This window comes from Actomonas aquatica, from assembly GCF_019679435.2.
GTDB lineage: Bacteria > Verrucomicrobiota > Verrucomicrobiia > Opitutales > Opitutaceae > Actomonas > Actomonas aquatica.
Genome location: NZ_CP139781.1, coordinates 208,921 through 226,940, shown reverse-complemented (window position 1 = coordinate 226,940; position 18,020 = coordinate 208,921). Strand labels below are relative to the sequence as shown.

The window sequence follows — 18,020 nt, the reverse complement described above, 5'->3', positions numbered from 1 at the left end:
TCCCTTCAGAGGGGTCCTTTCGGGCCTAAATTCCCTTCCTCCTGATACGCAGTGCTTTAACTATTTCGTTTCGAACAACGGCACGATCTTCATTCCGGGCACGGTGACCAGTCCTTTGTCCGTAATCCGAATCTCCGGAATCACCGAGAGCGGGATGAGGTTGAAACCCATATAGGGCAATGTGCAACCCGCTGCCGCCCATGCCTTTTTGAGTTTGGTCGACTCCTTGGCCACGACCTTGGCGCGCTTGTCGGAGAGCAGACCCGCGATCGGCAGCGGCACCTCCGCGACCACCTTGCCCTGCTTTACAATGCAGACGCCGCCCTTGCTGGCTTTGATCGTTTCCAACGCGACCGCCATGTCGGCCTCGTTGGTGCCGGCCAGAATGATGTTATGCGCATCATGGCCCACACTGCTCGCGACGGCGCCTTCCTTGAGCCCAAAATTGCGCAGCAGGCCGTGGGCGACTTCGCCCGACTTCCCGTGACGCTCGACCACCGTGACGAAACACAGGTCGTGCTTGGCAAACTGCTCTTCCCACGAGGCGGCCGGTTCCAGCGTGACCTGATCATGGAACAGGATGATGCCAGGCAACTCCGTGCGAATGGTGTTGGCCACCACCGTCTCCGTCGGCAGGTCCGGCGTGAGCTTCGGTTTGCGCGGCAACTTCACCGTGCGGTAGGCCGCCTTGGGATAGCGGTAGGGCTGGCTGAGGGTCTCTTCGAGCAGCGGCGTCACCTTGCGATTTTTCACCACCAGCTCCCCGCCATACCAGGTGCACTGCGGCTCCAGGTCGTCGTTCATCAGCACGAGATCCGCCCGACGCGCCGGACCGAGTCCGCCGATCTCGTTGTCCAAATGGAAACGCGTCGCCGGATGCAGCGAGCCCATACTCAACGCGGTCTCGCGCGACATGCCGGCCTTGACCGCCTCGCGCACCACCCAGTCGAGGCCAAACATAAACAGGTCGTCGGCGTCGCGGTCATCGGTGCACACGCACACCCGCTTCGGATTCGCGCCGAGTTCCGTGACCGTCTTGATCGCCTCCGGCAGGGAGTGCCACGGCGTGGTGGGCGGGCCACCGCGCAGGAAAACCCAGACGCCGTTCTCCAAAAAGTCGTCGGCGATGTCGCGATCGATCGCCTCGTGCGTGTCGTTGATGCCGCTGGCCGCGCCCGCCGCCACAAACTCGCGGCCATAAATGTGACCGCTGATCGGCTTCCCGCGCTGGATGGCCGCGCCGAGAATCGCATGGCTGCGTTCGTCGCCCATCGCCACCTGCACGAAGTCCATCTTCTCGCCCAGCGCCACGGCTTCCGGCCACTTGTCGAAGAGTTGGCCAATCTTCTCCGCCGTCAGATCGCCGCCCGCGGTTTCAAAATAGGAAGAGGTCGCGGGCACCGTGCTCGGAACCGTGAGGAAGATATTGAGCGGAGCCTGACGCGCGTCTTTCAGCATCCACTCGACGCCCGCCACGTCACACACGTTGCCGATCTCATGACTGTCGCAGAAGATGGTGGTGGTGCCGTTGAGCAACGCGCCTTCTGCGTAGGCGCAGGCCGCCATCATCGAGCTCTCAATGTGGATGTGCGGGTCGACCAAACCCGGGGCGATGATGCCACCTTTGGCGTCGTAAAATTTCGTCGCCCCACCCCGCTGCTTCTTGGCCGTGCCGGCTGGCTTCACCGCCGCGATGCGACCGCACTTGATCCACACCTCGCGATTGTCGTGCAGGCGCTCGGTGTAGGAGGAAAACACGCGCCCACCGGTGATCACCAAATCGGGCTCGGCTTGACCCATCGCCACGGCGGCGAGCTGACGGGTGACAGTGTGGAGGGCGGGGACGGAGAAACGAGTCAGCGGCATGAACCGTTTTCAGCAAACCCGGTGCCATGCGCGACCTTTTTCATTGGCGCAATTCCGGCTGCCGCCACGCTCCTGCCATGCTTCGACTGCGCTTCGTCCTTCTCGCCTGTTGCTGCCTCACCGGCCTCCGCGCCGACGATTTTGGCGCTCGCTACGATGCGCTTCGTGCCGCCGCCACGCCCGCCCAACTCTACACCTTTCTTTACGCCCTGCCAAAGGGCGGCGACCTGCACAACCACTTCGGCGGCGCCAACCGTGCGGAATGGATGTGGGCCGTGCTCACCGACCCGACGCGCAACGGCGGCGACACCTTCTACGCCCGCGAGCGTTTCGCCGCCGCGCCCGATGCGATCGCCGCCACCGCCCGCCATCACACGGTCCGCCAAGCCACCTACGATCAGCTATCGCCCGCCGTGCAGCGCGAATACGTGGCGCTCACCGCGATGACCGCCGCCGAGCGCCGCGGCTGGCTCGACGGCTTCCGTCTCGATGCACCCGGCGAAGGCCGCGACGTGTTTTTCGACGACCACTGGCCCCGCCTCGGTGACATCAACGACAACCCGCATGTCCGCTTCGAACTGCTCGCCGAAAACATCAAAGCCTTCGCCGCCGAAGGCCTGCGTTACCTCGAGCTGCAGTTCGGCGTGACCGGCCTGCACCACAACGACCTCACCCCGCTCTCCGACGACGAAGCCCTTGCCTTGCTGGAGGCGCGCCTCGCCCGACCCGACGTGGCCGACACCGGACTCGTCGTGCGCTTCCAGGAAATGGTGCTGCGCTTCGCGCCCGATGCCGAAGCCGAGTTGGCCAAAACCTACGCCTGGGTCGACGCGCACCGCGATCGATGGGTCGCCATCAACATGGCCGGCATCGAGGAAAACGGCCACGGCTACCCGCTGCGTTTCCTCGAAACCTACCGTCGCCTGCGCGCGCAATACCCCACCCTGCCGCTCTCCATCCACGCCGGCGAGATGGACAGCCCCGATCGCAACATCCGCGAAACCCTGCTCCTCGGCGCCTCCCGCATCGGCCACGGCCTCAACCTCCTCGGCGACCCCGAAACGCTCCTCCTGCTCCAGCACAGCGACCGCACGCTCATTGAGATCAACCTCATCTCCAATCGCCTGCTCGAATACGTGCCCGACCTCGACCGCCACCCCTTCCCGGAACTGCTGCGCACCGGCGTGCCCGTCTGCCTCAACACCGACGACCGCGGCATGTGGGACAGCAATCTGACCGACGAGTATTACACCGCCGTCACGCACTACAACTTGTCCTGGGCCGAACTCGTCGCCCTCGGCCGCAACTCCCTCACCCACGCCTTCGTCGAGGAGCCCACCAAGGCTCGCCTCCTCGCCGATTACGACGCCGCTGTCACCGCCTTCGAACAACGCTTCGCCGCGGGCTCCGTGGCCGACGCGCTCGCGCTGCTTGATGACGTCGCGCCCGTCACCTACGGCTACGGCCACCGCAACTGGGGGTTCCCCTTCGCCGAGGTCAGCCGATAGCACGCATCAACAACAACGAGACAACTGTATCCGGGGTCGCTGACCCCGGTAGACCGGCGGACGGGCACACCCCGGGCTCACCGAGCCCGGCTTCAGTTCCCGCTTCGCGCGCCCGTCACCGGCTCACATCAGCCGCCACACAAACGCGACCGCGCCGCAGAGCACGAAGCCGATCACCGTCGGCATGAGGGCCGAGAGCGCCGTCCACTTGGCCGAGCCGGTTTCCTTGTAGATGGTGTAGAGCGTCGTGCTGCAAGGATTGTGGCAGAGGCTGAACAACATCAGGCACACGCCCGTTAGCGCGGTCCACCCCGCGCCGGTCAGGATCTGTTTCACGCCTTCGTCGCCGACTTCAAACATCACCCCGGCGCCCGCGCCGGCATCCGCCTGCCCGGTCATCAGCACCGTCAACATGAGGATGCTCGGGATCACAATTTCGTTGGCCGGAATCGCGATGATGTAGGCCAACAGGATCACGCCATTCAGACCGATCAAAACGCCCAGCGGGTTCACGCCGTTGATGAACCACGCCGCCACGCTTTGGTCGCCGATATCCACATTCGCCACCAGCCAGATCACCGCGCCGGCCGGCATCGCAAACACCACCGCACGCCACAACACAAACAGAGTGCGATCGATCAACGACGTGTAGAGCGTGCGCCACAAATTCGGCGGCCGAAACGGTGGCAGTTCCAAACTGAACGTCGACGCTTCGCCGCGCAGCAGCGTGCGGCTGAGCGCCCACGAACTGAGCAAGGTCAGCCCGAACCCCAGCATCGCCACCACAAACACCGCGCCCGTCGCCACGAAGCCGGCAAACTGCGCCGGCACCAGCGCGCCGAGAAAAACCGACGCCACCAGGATCTGCGTCGGCCACCGTCCGTTGCAGAGTGAAAAGTTGTTGGTGATGATCGCGATCAAGCGCTCGCGTGGCGAATCGATCACGCGCGCCGCGATCACGCCGGCCGCATTGCAACCGTAACCCATCGCCGTCGTGAGCGCCTGCTTGCCGTGCGCGCCGGCTCGATGAAACACGCGATCGAGGTTAAACGCCACCCGCGGCAGATAACCCAAGTCCTCCAACATCGTGAAGACCGGGAAGAAGATCGCCATCGGCGGCAGCATCACGCTGATCACCCACGCGGTCGCCAGAAACATGCCGTCGACGAGCAGCCCCGCCACCCACGCCGGCAGCGCGCCAAACGCGAGTTCGCGCAGCCAACCATACGCCTGCTCGGTGAGCAGCCACGCCAGCCAGCCACTCGGGTAATTGGCGCCGACGATCGTCACCCACAACACGCTCGCAAACACCAGCGCCATGATGGCGAAACCGGTGCGCGGACTCGTGAGCAGACGGTCGATTTTGTGCTGCCGATCCAGTCGGCGCGACTCGCCTTTGCGCGCCACGCTGCCTTCCGCCAAACGCGTGCTTTCGGCGTAAATCGCTTCGGTGAGATGGTCGTTAAAATTGCGCGGCAAGTCCCAGCGCATCTGCTCCGCCATCTGCAACAGGTCGTCCTTCACGTTCGCGTCACTCATGCCGACTGCCTCACTTTCTCGGCCGCGTCCTCGGTGAGTTTGCCGATGGAGCCATCCGCCACTTTCGCCGCGATCGTGCGATCGCCTTCGAGCAAGCGCAGAGCGATCCACTCGGCATGCGGCAGGCCCGGGAAACGTTGCTTCAACTTCTCAACCAAGGCGTCCATCGAACGCGACAGCCCGGGCACATCGAGTTTCAGACGATAGGGTTTGGTCGCGACCTTGCCGTTCGCCACCGCATCCATCTCCGCCAGCAGGTCGTCCACGCCCTCGCCCGAGCGCGCCACGCAAGGCACCACCGGCACGCCGAGGTCCTTCGCCAACTTGCGCGCATCGATCAGGATGCCGTGCGCCTTGGCTTCGTCCATGAGGTTGATCGCCACCACGACCCGATCGGTGATCTGCAGGATCTGCAGCACCAGATTCAGGTTCCGCTCCAGGCTGGTGGCGTCCACCACCACGAGCGTGAGATCGGGTTGACCAAACAACAAAAACTCGCGCGCCACCGTTTCGTCCGGCGAAGCCGAACGCAGCGAATACGTGCCCGGCAGGTCCACGATCTTGTAGCGCTGGCCGTTGTAGCCGAAGCCACCTTCGGCGCGTGCGATCGTTTTGCCCGGCCAGTTGCCGGTGTGCTGCCGCAGACCGGTCAGCCGATTGAAGAGCGTGCTCTTGCCGGTGTTGGGATTGCCCGCGAGCGCGACCACGTGGTCCCACTTGGCGAGGTTGAGTCCGAGGCGTTCTAATTCGCCCCGGGCGGCCCGACACGAATCGCAGGCCGAGGGAGGACAGGCTTCACTCATGCGCGTTGCTCCTGGGTTATTCTTTTAATCAAAACGTGATCCGCCTGCGAACGTCGCAGCGCGATGAGCGTGCCCCGCACTTCGTAGGCCACCGGCCCGTGGAGCGGACTGTTCAAAACCCGCTCGATCCGACTGCCCGGCACAAAGCCCAGATCCAGCAGCCGCGACCGTTCCGAGCCCGCGCAACTCGGCAGCAAGGTCACCACCTGCGCGACCCCGCCATCCTCCAGATCGCTCAGGCGCACCGCATTCGGCACCATGTCGTTTTCGTCCCGGTGCAACGCCCGCACCCGCACCAACGGGGCCAACTCCGGCGAAAGGGTAACTTTGCGACCTTCGACCCGCAGCTCCAACTCCCGGTCGCCCCGCACCCGCACAAAGCGCAGTCCCGCCACCACGCCGAGCGCGTTCAACTCGGCAAACAAATCCTTGGGCTCATCCTCCACGTGCGCGATCACTCCGGTTTCACCCGACGGCCACTCGAGGAGCGGATGGTCTTCCGGCTCCGGCAGATGCCCTTCGCGGGTCGGGATCGGATCGCCGTGCGGATCAAAGCGCGGATTGCCCAACTGATCCGCCAAGGCATCCACTTCGCCCTCGGTCATGGCGTGTTCATGGCTGTGGGCGACATCGTGCCATTGCTTCGCCGGCACGCCCGTCTCCCGCGCCAGTCGCGTTTCGGTCAGACGATGCGCCCGCATGATGCGCACGGCCTCCACCCGCCCCGCCACACTCAGTGTCCACGTGCCGGCGAGCGCCGTGGTCACCAATTCCAAACGCCCCGCCTCCGCCAAACCCCGCCCAGTGCGCTGACGCCCAATATCACTGAGTCCCGCCAAATGCGCCTCGGTTGCTTCGTGGCCGCGGTATTCGCATTCCAACAACGCGCGGAGCACATCCTCCACCGCAATGCGGTCGGGCGCCGGGAGCGCGGCCAGGGAGTGATAGGATTTCGATTCAGCCATAGTTGGTGGGATCAAGTTCGTGCGGAAACACGATCATGCACGTGAGTCAGGCAGATCTCAAATATTAGCCTAGTCAAACTTTGTTTTAACAAGGTATCTTTCAGCACCGGCTTAATCTGCTAATTACGTCGACTTCGCCCTTGTGGCCGTCGCTTTCCGCTCAGCAGACTCCCTGCCCATGTCGCAGGGATTCGCCCGCCTCGTTTTCGCCGTCACCGCCGCGTTCTTCGCGGCTTTCTTTGTGTGGCCCATTTTGCAGATCCTCAAGGGAGGTTTCGTCGATGCCGATGGGCACCTGACGCTCTCCTACCTCGTCGCGCTGCTGCAGGATCCGGTTTACCTGATGGGCCTCGCCAACTCGTTTATGTTGGCCTGCGCCACGACTTCGATCGCGTTCGGCATCGCCATCCCCTTGGCCTTCCTGTCGGACCGCTTCAACTTTCCGCTCAAAGCCGCGCTCAGCTCCGTCGTGCTCATCCCCATGATCCTGCCGCCCTTCGTCGGCGCCATCGGCATCAAACAAATCTTTGGCCAATACGGCGCCCTCAACGCCGGCATCATCGCCCTCGGCCTGCGTCCCGATGGCTGGGCCTTCGACTGGTTCGCCGCCAATCGTTTCTGGGGCATCGCCTGCGTCCAGGCGCTCTCGCTCTACCCCATCGTTTACCTCAACGCCGTCGCCTCCCTCGCCAACATCGACCCTGCCATGGAAGAAGCGGCCGAAAACCTCGGCTGCCGCGGCTTCCGCAAATTCTTTAAAATCACACTGCCGCTCATCCGCCCCGGCCTCTTCGCCGGTGGCACCATCGTCTTCATTTGGGCCTTCACCGAGCTCGGCGTGCCACTCATCTTCGACTACCCGCGGGTCACCTCGGTGCAGATTTTCTACGGCCTGAAGGAAATCGGCGGCAACCCGTTCCCCTACACCTTGGTGGCGGTCATGCTCGCCTGCACCGTAGCTCTCTACGCGTTGGGCAAGGGTCTCTTCGGCCGCAAGGCCCACGCCATGATGGCCAAGGCCACCAGCACCGGCGGCCCCCGCCCGCTCGGCGGTCTGCGCGGCTGGCTTTGCACGGGTCTCTTCCTCGCCGTCACGCTGGCGGCCGTCACCCCGCATCTGGGTGTGATCTTGGTGTCCTTCGCCTCCGACTGGTATGGCTCCGTCCTGCCCAACAGTTTCACCCTGCAGAACTACGAGATCGCCCTCGGCCACGGCCTCACCGTGCCGGCCATCGCCAACTCCCTTAAGTTCGCCAGCATCTCCACCCTCATCGACATCATCCTGGGCATCGCCATCGCCTACGTGGTCGTGCGCTCCAAGATCCGCGGGCGCCAGATTCTCGACTTCCTTTCGATGCTGCCGCTCGCCGTCCCCGGCCTCGTGCTCGCCTTCGGTTACCTCGCCATGAGTCAGGAGGGCCGCTTCTTCGCCTTCCTCAATCCGATCGAGAACCCGACCTTCCTGCTCATCATCGCTTACTCCGTGCGCCGCCTGCCCTACGTGGTGCGTTCGGCTTCGGCCGGCTTCCAGCAGACCAGCGAAACCCTCGAAGAAGCCGCGCAGAATCTTGGCTGCCCGCCGCTCAAGGCCACCGCCAAGGTCACGCTGCCGCTCATCGCCGCCAACCTCATCGCCGGCGGCCTGCTCGCCTTCGCCTTCGCCATGCTGGAGGTGTCCGACTCGCTCATTCTCGCTCAGAAACAGGCCTTCTATCCGATCACCAAAGCCATCCTGGAACTCTTCCAACTGCTCGGTGACGGAAAGTTCATCGCCAGCGCGCTCGGCGTCTGGGCCATGGCCTTCCTCGGCGTGACCATCGTCGGCATGAGCCTGCTCCTCGGCAAAAAACTCGGCGCGATCTTTCGCGTGTGATCTCGGTCGGCTTCCGCTGTTGGCTGACCGCTGAAAGCTGAACGCGTCCATGCTCTACCTCATCGCCGTTTCCCTGCTCTGGGCCTTTTCGTTCGGGCTGATTAAGACCAGTTTCTCCGACCTCGATTCCACCGGTGTCGCCACGGTCCGGCTCGCCCTCGCGTTGCTCGCGTTTCTGCCCTTCTTCAAACCCAAGGCTGTGCCCCGCCCCGCCGTGCTCACCTTCATGGCCATCGGCGCGATTCAGTTTGGTTTGATGTATGCCCTCTACATCGCCGCCTTCCGCTACCTGCAGGCCTACGAGGTGGTGATGCTCACCATCTTCACGCCGATCTACGTCGTGCTCTTCGATGGCGCCCTCGTTGGCCGTCTCGACCGCCGCGCCCTGCTCGCCGCCGTCGTCGCGCTGTTTGGCGCCGCCGTGCTCAAATGGCAGGGCGGCATCAGCCGCGAAGGTCTGCTCGGCGTGCTGCTCATGCAGAGCTCCAACCTCTGCTTCGCGGTCGGTCAGGTCGCTTACCAACGTTACCGCCAGCAATGGCAACGCGCCTCCGACGCCGGCATCTTCGCGTGGCTCTACCTCGGTGCGGTGATCGCCGCCGGAGCCGTTTCGCTCTTCATCACCGATTGGACGGCCTTCCGCCCCAGTGGCGCGCAATGGGCCGCGCTCGCTTATCTCGGCACCCTCGCCTCCGGAGTCGGCTTCTTCCTCTGGAATCTCGGCGCCACCAAAGTCAGCACCGGCACCCTCGCGGTTTTTAATAATCTCAAGATTCCGCTCGGCGTGGTCGTGGCCTTGCTCGTTTTTCACGAAGCCGTCAGTCTCCCGCACCTCGCCGTCAGTTTTGCGCTGATGGCGCTCGCCCTCTACCTCACCGAAAAACGCCCCTCCGCCAAAGTGACCTAAAACATCACTCGGGCAGCCCCCCTCCCCATGTTACCTCTCCGTTTACTCACGGCCTTGGCCGCCTTCACCTCTGTCTCAACGCTCTTCGCCGCCGTGCACTCTGTCAGCTCCCCCGACTCGCGTCTGGCCGTCACCCTATCGACCGACGACGGACTCAGCCTTTCCGCCGCGCTCGACGGCAAGACCGTGATCACGCCCACTCCCGTGCGCCTCCATCTCATCGGCGGCCGCGACCTCGGCGCCGACGCCTCGACCGCGACGATCTCCCGCCGCTCCCACGACAGCACCGTGCGACCGGTCGTAAAACGCAAATTCGCCGAGCTCGCTGATCACTACCACGAGCTCACAGTCGACCTCGGCGACCACGCCCTCGAAATCCGGGTCTTGAACGATGGATTTGGTTACCGTTTCACCACCGCCATCGACGGTGAGGTGCTGGTGCGCGACGAATCTCTCGCCCTCAGCTTCCCCCGCGGCACCCGCTCTCTTTTCCCGGAAGAGGAGTCCATCATGTCGCATAACGAGCGCCTCTACCTCGATGTGGATTTGGCCGACGTGTCCGCCGACCGTTTCGCCTCCACGCCCGTGCTCTTCACCACGCCCGACGGCGTGCGCGTCGTGTTCTCCGACGCCGACCTCTACAACTATCCTGGCCTCTTCCTTAGCGGCACCGGCGGCCCGGCGCTCACCGCCAAACTTCCGCCCTACCCGCTGACCATCGAACCGGCCGACAACGGCACCTCCGACCGCAATGTCGTGCTCACCGAAACCGCCGACTACGTCGCCCGCTCCGACGGTCACCGCACGTATCCGTGGCGCGCCTACATCGTGTCGGACGACGACCGCGATCTGTTGGCCAGCGAGCTGATTTTCCTCCTCTCCCGCGAAAACGAGATCGCCGATCCGTCGTGGATCAAACCCGGCACCGTCGCCTGGGATTGGTATAACGCCAACAACATCACGGGCGTCGATTTCGAGGCCGGCATCAACAACGCCACCTACAAGTTCTACATCGATTTCGCCTCCCGCTACGGCATCAACTACGTGATCCTCGACGAGGGCTGGTCGGCCTCCACCACCAACCTCTTCGAGCCCAACCCCGATATCGATGTGCCGGAGCTTGTCGCTTACGGCGCCGAGCGCGGCGTGGACATCATTCTCTGGTCCCTCAACGAGCCGCTCGCCAAGGACCGCGAGGCGCTCTTCGACCTCTACGCCAGTTGGGGCGTCAAAGGTGTGAAGATCGATTTTATGCAGCGCAACGACCAGCCCATGGTCGAGTTCTACCATGAGACCGCCCGCGCCGCCGCCGAACGTCATCTGCTCGTCGACTACCACGGCTCCTTTAAACCCTCCGGCCTGCGCCGCGCCTATCCCAACGTCATTTCCTACGAGGGCGTGAAAGGGAACGAAAACAACAAGTGGAGCTCCGACATTACGCCCACCCACAACGTTACCCTGCCCTTCATTCGCATGGCGGTTGGCCCGATGGATTACACTCCCGGCGCCATGGTGAACACCCACCTGCGCGATCATCGCGTGAGCCACTTCCGCCCCATGGGCATCGGCACCCGCGCCCACGAGATCGCCAAATACGTCGTCTTCGAAAGCCCGCTCCAGATGTATTGCGACTCGCCGTCGCTCTACCTCAAGGAAGCCGAGTCCATCGCCTTCATGACCCGCATCCCGACCGTGTGGGATGAAACCAAACCGCTCCACGCCTCCGTCGGCCACTACGCCGTCATCGCCCGCCGCTCCGGCGACACGTGGTTCATCGGCGCCATGACCGACGAAGAACCGCGCGACATCGAAGTCGATCTCTCCTTCCTCGGTGCCGGGGACTACACCGCCACCATCCTGCGCGACGGCGTCAATGCCCACCAACACGCCGAAGATTATCGCCGCGAAGAACGCACGGTCGACGCCACCACCACGCTCAAGCTGCAGCTCAGCGGCGGCGGTGGCTGGACCGCCATCCTCGAGCCGGTTCATTGAGCATCAGGACGCGGGCGTGTCGCCGCCCCAACGCCCTTCCCGCATCGTGCGAGCCACCCCCAAGGCCTGACACGCGGCGACGACGTCTCCGTCGTTTGGATACGCCTGCACCAGCCGCGCCAGACTCTGCTCCGCCTCGGCAAAGCGTCCGGCGCTCTGCTGGGCCGCGAGCATGGCCAATCCCGCCGCTTTATCGCGCGCAGCGAGCTCCCACACCGCCCCCAACGCAAAGAGTTGCGTTCCCGTCCAACCCATTGACCCGGCCGCGTCTGCCATCGTTTGCAAGGCACCCACTGATTGCGGATCGGCCTCCAAAGCCTTCGCCGCCGCGCCCAATTGCCCCAGCGGATCTGCCCCCGCCGACGACTTACTCGCGCCGCCGCGGGTCAGCTTCTTCAGCCACCCCAGCGCGCCCTGCGGTTTGGTCTGTTTCAGCGCCTCCCACCAGGGTCTCCGCAGATCCGCACAGGCCGGCTGCTCCGCGAGAATCGCGCTGAGCATCTCACTGGCATACGCCGCATCACCTTGGGTCAGTGCCCGCCGTGCTTTGTGCGCCAGTTCCTGTAAGCGCGGTGGCAGAGCGGTGATGGAAACCTCGTTCGTCATGCCGCCGCTCGCGCCTTCCTCATTCTACGACCTTCAGGTCCTGACCAGTCGCCACCACCAAGCGGGCGAAGGCCGACTCCACCGTGATTTCGTCCGGACCTTCCACCAGAAGACGTAGTTTCGGTTCCGTGCCCGAATAACGCACCAGCAAGCGACCGGACGCTCCCAGCTCCGCTTCCAGTTTGGCCATTTCCGCCTGCAGGTGCGGGCAGTCCGGCAAAGGCACCTTCTCCTCCACGCGCAGCGCGCCCGTTTTCTGGGGAAACTTTTGCAGCACCAAACGCAAGCGGCTCAGCGGTTCGCCGGTCTCATGCATGATCCGCAACACCTGCAGCGCCGCCGCCAGTCCGTCCCCCGTTGGGCCCAGTTTCGCACAGATGATGTGGCCGCTGCTCTCTCCGCCCAGCACCGCGCCCTCCGCCCGCATGCATTCACTCACGTAACGGTCGCCGATATCGGTGCGCAGCACGCGACCGCCCGCCGCCGTCACCACGCGATCGACGCCGAGATTGCTTTGTTTGGTCACCACCAAGGTTTGCTTGGTGAGCTCGTCGCGGCGCAGCGCATCCACCGCCAACAGCGTTAAAATCTCGTCTCCGTCCAACACCGCTCCCGTCTCGTCGCACAACACGCAACGATCGCCGTCGCCGTCGTGCGCGATGCCGATCCGGGCCGCTTCACTCACCACCCGCGCGGCCAATTGCGCAGGGTGTTCGCTGCCCACTGCTGCGTTGATGTTGTGACCATCGGGCGCATCGCCGATGCCCACCACCTCGGCGCCCAATTCGCGCAGCACCACCGGACTCGTGTCAACCGTCGCACCGTGCGCCGTATCCAACACGATCTTCCATCCGGCCAGCGCCTGCGACGGCCACGCCGCCACCAGTGCCGCCACATAATCCGCCCGCGCGGTCGCATCGGACCTCAGCGAACCCGCCGCCGCCAGATCGGCCGGAGCCTCGACCATCGCCGCTTCGATCGCCAGCTCCTCGGCATCGCTGAGCTTCTCGCCCCGAGTATTGAAAAACTTGATACCATTGTCCGTCGCCGGGTTGTGCGAGGCCGTGATCACCACGCCCAGCACCGCCTCCCCCTCACGCACCGCCCGCGCCACCGCCGGCGTGGGCAACACGCCCAGCGAGACCGGATCCAAGCCCGCTGCGACCAAGCCACCCGCCACGGCCTGTTCCAGGACCTCGCCCGAAGCGCGGCTGTCCCGCCCGATCAGCACGCGGCCCGAGCCGCCAATCCACGAACCCACCGCGTGACCGAGCCGCGCAGCGAAGGTCGTGTTAATCACCGGACCGCCGAACGGACCACGAACACCGTCGGTGCCGAAATAGCGGCGTTTCATGCGCTGAAAAATTCCTTCGTGGCCGCGATCTTGGCGCGCACCCCACCGCCCAGCAGGCATTCGCGCGCCGCCGGCAAACCGTCCCGCACGCTGTCGACTTTGCCCGTGACCCACAGGCCGATCGCGGCGTTCAGCGTAATCGTGTCGACCAGTCCCCGCGGTCCTTTGCCATCGAGCACAGCGTTCACGATGCCCACGTTGTGTTCGACATCACCGCCCTGCAGTTCGCTGAAGTCGCACGGCTCGAGACCGAAGTCCGCCGCCGTCCACTCTGCCTGCAAATCCTGCACTCGCCCCACGCCGCGCACCTGGTTGCGCGTGGCGGTCGTGACTTCGTCGATCCCCTTGCCCTCGCCGAGGACACCATGGGCCACCAGACCGGCGGTCGTCTCCAGCCGGTTGAGCACCTCCGCCATGCGATCTACCCAATCCGGAGAGAATACGCCCAACATCACGTGCGCCGGACGCCCCGGGTTGATCGTTGGGCCGAGGATGTTGAAGACCGTGCGCCGCCCCTGCGCTGCCAGCGCCTTGCGCACCGGCACGATGTGTTTGAACGCGGGATGGTAAGCCGGCGCGAAAAAGAAACAGTAGCCGAGTTCGTCGAGCGCCACGCGCAATTTGGCCGCCGGGGCATCGAGCTGCGCGCCCAAGGCCGACAACAGGTCCGCACTGCCGCAGGCCGACGTCATGCCGCGATTGCCATGCTTCATCACCTTCACGCCCGCACTGGCGAGGGTCAGAACGACCATGCTTGAAATATTAAAACCGCCGGAATGATCGCCGCCTGTGCCCACGATATCGATGGCTTCGGCCGAAAAACGCTCCACCCCGGGGTCGACCGCCTTGGCCCGAAAGGCGCGCGCCAGCGCGGCGATCTCCGCCGCCGACTCGCCCTTGTCCGACCATGCGCTCAGGAAGTCGGCCTTGATCTGGGCGTCCTCCGTCTCCGCCGCGAGGGCATCGGCCGCCGTCTGAATTTGATCGTCCTGCAGGTCCTGCGCGGCGCGCAGTTGTTCGGTCAACGAAGCGAGGTCTGACATTGTTCCCAAACCAAGCGGAATTCCCCGGCGCGCAAAGCCTAATCTGGACAGACTCGCCGCCTTGTGGAACCCACAAGCCCGTGCGTCTTCTTTTTGCCACCATCTTTCTTTCGCTCGTGACCTACCTGGCCGCGCAACCCGACGTTTCGTCCACCTCTGCGTCCGCCCCTCAACCCGTGGAGGAAGCCCAGCAGGCCATGAGCAAAACCGACGCGGTCATTCTCGGTATCGTGGAAGGCATCACCGAGTTCCTGCCCATCTCTTCCACCGGCCACCTCATCATCACCAACACCGCCCTCGGGCTCGACAACGACGCCCAGCTTGTCGACGCCGACGGCCAGCTCCTCTGGGCCGAGGCCCCGTCGGCTGAAAACCCGGCTGGCGAGCCGCTCACCCTGAAACTGGCCGCCGACACCTACATCGTGGTCATCCAAGTCGGCGCAATTGCCGCCGTGGTCTTCATTTTCTGGCCCTCCCTCATGTTGATGCTGCAGGGCGTGCGCGGCCAATCCCGCGAAGGCCTGCTCCTCCTGCGCAACATCGCCCTCGCCTTTTTCCCGGTCGTGATCGTCGGTCTGGCCTTCGACGACTGGATCGACGCCAACCTGTTTTCGATCTGGACCGTCATCGCCGCGCTCGTCGTGGGCGCCGGATTTATGGTTTTCGCCGAACGTTGGCGCAAAAAACACCTGCCCGCCTCCGCTCCGGCTGCCGCCGCCGAAAAACGCCCCTGCGATCTCTCTCCACGCGAAGCCGTGCAAGTCGGTTGCGTGCAATGCCTTGCCCTTTGGCCCGGCATGAGTCGGTCCATGGTGACAATGGTCGGCGGCTACTTCTGCGGCCTCGCCCCCGCTCGCGCCGCCGAGTTCAGTTTTCTGGTCGGCCTGCCCGTGCTCGGCGGCGCAGCCCTCTACAAGGGTCTCAAGGCCGGCCCCGCCATGGTCGCCGTGTTCGGCTGGAGCGAGATGCTGATCGGTGGCCTCGTCGCCGCCGTAGCCGCCGCCGCCGCGGTGCGCTTCCTCGTCGCCTATTTGCAAAAATTTGGCCTTGGCGCCTTCGCCATCTACCGCGTCGTGCTCGCCATCGTGCTGGCGCTGTGGATGTTGGATTGAAAAATAATGTCCGCTTCGCAGCAAATCACCGGGGGATAATCGCTTGACGCCCCGTTCACGCACTCTTTACGTCCTCGCCTTTACCAACGCCGGAGACCTCGTTCGCCGTCGCCGCAGAACCCTTTAAACACCGCCCAACATGGCCCAACCGAAACGCAAACAGTCCAAACGACGCAGCGCTCACCGCCGCGCCGCCAACGCATTCAAGGCGCCCGAACTCGCCATTGATCCCACGGATGGTTCCGCCGTCCGTCCGCACCGCGTGAACCCGAACACGGGCATGTATCGCGGCCGCCAGGTGCTCGACGTCAACGTCTGAGCCCCTCCCCCACAGCACTGATCCGTCCGGGTAGCCAAACGGATGGAAAACTTTTCAGCTGATACCCGCCGTATCGCGCTCGACGCGATGGGCGGGGACATGGGCCCGACCGAAGTCGTCGCGGCCCTCCAATTGGCCTTGCGGGAGTTTTCGGATCTTTGCCCCGTTACCATCGTTGGTAACGAGGCAGAGCTCACCCCGCTGCTCCAGCAAGCCAACCTGCTCGACCATCCCAAGGTCGCCCTGCTCCATGCGAGCGAGGTGATTACGATGGGCGACGAGGTCATGACCGCGATCAAGCGCAAGCGTGACTCGTCCATGATCAAGGCCATCGAGTTGGTCAAAAACGGCGAGGCGCGCGCGGTCGTTTCCAGCGGGAATACCAAGATCCTCGTCTCCGCCGGCACGCTCAAACTCCGCACTCTTGCGGGCGTTGAGCGCCCCGCCCTTTCCCCGGTCATCCCGCGCGAAGGCGGCCACTTCATTCTCATCGATGCCGGTGCCAACCCCGATGCGCGTGTCACCCACTTGGTGCACAACGCCATCCTCGGCAGCCACTACGCCCAACTCGAGCTTGGCGTCGAACGCCCCCGCGTGGGTCTGCTCACCATCGGCACCGAAGAGGGCAAGGGCAACAGCCTCATCAACGGCACCCACGAGAGCCTCAAGGCGCTCGGCGATCTCGTAAACTACGTGGGGCCAGTCGAAGGCTTCCAAGTCTTCTTCGACCACGTTGACGTCATCGTTTGCGACGGCTTCACCGGCAACATCTGCCTCAAGAGCTGGGAATCGCTCTCCAAGTTTTTCCGCAACGAGCTCAAGGCGCAGATGCTCTCCACCCCGGTGCGTCGCCTCGGCGGCCTGCTCGCCAAGGGCGCGTTCACCGGCCTGCGTCACCGCATCCAACCCGAACGCTACGGCGGCGCCCCCCTCCTCGGCCTCCGCGGCACGGTCCTCAAGGCCCACGGTTCCGCCAACCGCTACGCGCTCATGAACGCCATCGGCGACGCCAGCGAATTCATTCGCGTCGATTTCACCAGCCGCATTGAAAGCGACATCGAACGCGCCAACAAAATCCTTCGCCCCGAACCGGCGGACGCCAAAACCCCCTGAGGCCCGGATACCTATTCATGGCCTCTGACACCCCTTTCGCCATCCTTGGCACCGGCTCCTTCGCGCCCGAACGCGTGATGACCAATGCAGATCTCGCCGACTTGGTGGAGACCTCCGACGAGTGGATCATCACCCGCACCGGCATCCGTGAGCGCCACATCGCCTCCGAAGGCGAGATGACCTCCGACCTCGCCGCCAAGGCCGCCCAAGCCGCCCTCGACGACGCCGGTCTCAGCATCGAACAGATCGACCTCATCATCGTCGCCACCGTCACCGGCGACATGCCGATGCCCGCCACCGCCTGCATCGTGCAGGCCAAACTCGGGGCCCGCCCCGAAGCCGCCTGCTTCGACGTGCAGGCCGCCTGCTCCGGCTTCATCTACGCCCTCGATACCGCCTGGGCCATGCTCCAGTCGGGTCGCTACCGTCACGCCATCGTGATCGGGGCCGAAAAATTTTCTTCCGTCCTCGACTGGTCGGATCGCTCCACTTGCGTGCTCTTCGGCGACGCCGCCGGCGCCGTGGTCATCGGCCCTCAACCCGCTGGCTCCACCGCGGAGATTCGCGGGGCGAAGCTCTACTCCGAGGGCGGCAACACCAATTTGCTCTGCATCCCGGGGGGCGGTTCCAACCACCCGACACCCGCCGCGGGCGATCCCCCCCGCCATGTCCAGATGCGTGGCCGCGAGGTGTTTAAGTTCGCCGTGCGCGAAATGAAGGACGCCGCCCGCGACATTCTGGAACAACACGGCGTCTCACCGGACGAAGTGAACTGCGTCATCCCGCATCAGGCCAACCTGCGCATCATCGACGCCATCGCCCAATACCTGGAGCTTCCCGTCGACCGCTTTTTTGTGAACCTCGACCGCTACGGCAATACCTCCGCTGCCTCGATTCCGCTCGCTTTGGATGAGGCCCGTCGGGTCGGCCGCATCAAACCCGGCGACCTGACTCTGTTCGTCGCCTTTGGGGCGGGCTTGACCTACGGTAGCGCGCTGGTTCGCTGGTAACTCTTTC

Annotated in this window: 13 protein-coding genes and 1 pseudogene; 8 read left to right on the top strand and 6 right to left on the bottom strand. The window is 64.4% G+C overall.

Annotation, left to right across the window (positions count from 1 at the left end; genetic code table 11):
- Positions 1 to 60: 60 nt before the first annotated feature.
- The gene (locus K1X11_RS00895) at positions 61 to 1,866 is read right to left on the bottom strand and encodes an adenine deaminase (protein ID WP_221029019.1); all 1,806 of its coding nucleotides are present in this window, start codon (positions 1,864 to 1,866) and stop codon (positions 61 to 63) included.
- A 77-nt stretch (positions 1,867 to 1,943) separates the two neighbouring features.
- Between K1X11_RS00895 and K1X11_RS00890 the strand changes: the two genes are divergently transcribed.
- The gene (locus K1X11_RS00890; protein WP_221029020.1) at positions 1,944 to 3,374 is read left to right on the top strand and encodes an adenosine deaminase family protein; all 1,431 of its coding nucleotides are present in this window, start codon (positions 1,944 to 1,946) and stop codon (positions 3,372 to 3,374) included.
- A gap of 123 nt (positions 3,375 to 3,497) precedes the next feature.
- Here K1X11_RS00890 and feoB read toward each other — a convergent pair.
- Positions 3,498 to 5,716 (bottom strand): annotated as a pseudogene (feoB, locus tag K1X11_RS23470) (ferrous iron transport protein B).
- Positions 5,713 to 6,681, bottom strand: a complete 969-nt coding sequence (locus K1X11_RS00875; RefSeq protein ID WP_221029021.1) for a metal-dependent transcriptional regulator — start codon at positions 6,679 to 6,681, stop codon at positions 5,713 to 5,715. The pseudogene feoB and the gene K1X11_RS00875 overlap by 4 nt, the downstream one beginning before the upstream one ends.
- A gap of 178 nt (positions 6,682 to 6,859) precedes the next feature.
- Between K1X11_RS00875 and K1X11_RS00870 the strand changes: the two genes are divergently transcribed.
- From K1X11_RS00870 to K1X11_RS00860, 3 genes are read left to right on the top strand one after another with little or no spacing between them, the layout of a single operon-like run.
- Entirely contained in the window at positions 6,860 to 8,554 is a 1,695-nt protein-coding gene (locus K1X11_RS00870; RefSeq protein ID WP_221029022.1) for an ABC transporter permease, read from the top strand.
- Positions 8,555 to 8,603: 49 nt separating this feature from the next.
- Positions 8,604 to 9,461 (top strand): EamA family transporter, encoded by an 858-nt coding sequence (locus K1X11_RS00865; protein WP_221029023.1) that lies wholly within the window; start codon positions 8,604 to 8,606, stop codon positions 9,459 to 9,461.
- A 27-nt stretch (positions 9,462 to 9,488) separates the two neighbouring features.
- Positions 9,489 to 11,456 (top strand): glycoside hydrolase family 97 protein, encoded by a 1,968-nt coding sequence (locus K1X11_RS00860; RefSeq protein ID WP_221029024.1) that lies wholly within the window; start codon positions 9,489 to 9,491, stop codon positions 11,454 to 11,456.
- Between the two features lie 3 nt (positions 11,457 to 11,459).
- Here the strand turns inward: K1X11_RS00860 and K1X11_RS00855 are convergent, their stop codons facing one another.
- Genes K1X11_RS00855 through trpD form a run of 3 tightly spaced genes read right to left on the bottom strand, consistent with a single transcriptional unit; the run spans position 11,460 to position 14,459 of the window.
- Positions 11,460 to 12,062, bottom strand: a complete 603-nt coding sequence (locus tag K1X11_RS00855; RefSeq protein WP_221029025.1) for a tetratricopeptide repeat protein — start codon at positions 12,060 to 12,062, stop codon at positions 11,460 to 11,462.
- 19 nt (positions 12,063 to 12,081) lie between these two features.
- A complete protein-coding gene (glmM, locus tag K1X11_RS00850) occupies positions 12,082 to 13,416 on the bottom strand; it encodes a phosphoglucosamine mutase (RefSeq protein WP_221029026.1) in 1,335 nt (444 codons plus the stop codon).
- A complete protein-coding gene (gene trpD, locus K1X11_RS00845) occupies positions 13,413 to 14,459 on the bottom strand; it encodes an anthranilate phosphoribosyltransferase (protein WP_221029027.1) in 1,047 nt (348 codons plus the stop codon). The genes glmM and trpD overlap by 4 nt, the downstream gene beginning before the upstream one ends.
- Positions 14,460 to 14,539: 80 nt before the next feature.
- On the opposite strand from trpD, the gene K1X11_RS00840 reads away from it, so the two are divergent.
- The 4 genes from K1X11_RS00840 (at position 14,540) to K1X11_RS00825 (ending at position 18,013) form a co-directional block, all read left to right on the top strand.
- Positions 14,540 to 15,571 (top strand): undecaprenyl-diphosphate phosphatase, encoded by a 1,032-nt coding sequence (locus tag K1X11_RS00840; protein WP_221029028.1) that lies wholly within the window; start codon positions 14,540 to 14,542, stop codon positions 15,569 to 15,571.
- 139 nt (positions 15,572 to 15,710) lie between these two features.
- Complete coding sequence (rpmF, locus tag K1X11_RS00835) at positions 15,711 to 15,890, top strand: 50S ribosomal protein L32 (RefSeq protein ID WP_221029029.1); 180 nt, start codon at positions 15,711 to 15,713, stop codon at positions 15,888 to 15,890.
- A gap of 42 nt (positions 15,891 to 15,932) precedes the next feature.
- On the top strand, positions 15,933 to 17,003 hold the full coding sequence (gene plsX / locus K1X11_RS00830) for a phosphate acyltransferase PlsX (protein ID WP_221029030.1): 1,071 nt from the start codon (positions 15,933 to 15,935) through the stop codon (positions 17,001 to 17,003).
- A gap of 17 nt (positions 17,004 to 17,020) precedes the next feature.
- The gene (locus K1X11_RS00825) at positions 17,021 to 18,013 is read left to right on the top strand and encodes a beta-ketoacyl-ACP synthase III (RefSeq protein WP_221029031.1); all 993 of its coding nucleotides are present in this window, start codon (positions 17,021 to 17,023) and stop codon (positions 18,011 to 18,013) included.
- Positions 18,014 to 18,020 lie beyond the last annotated feature (7 nt).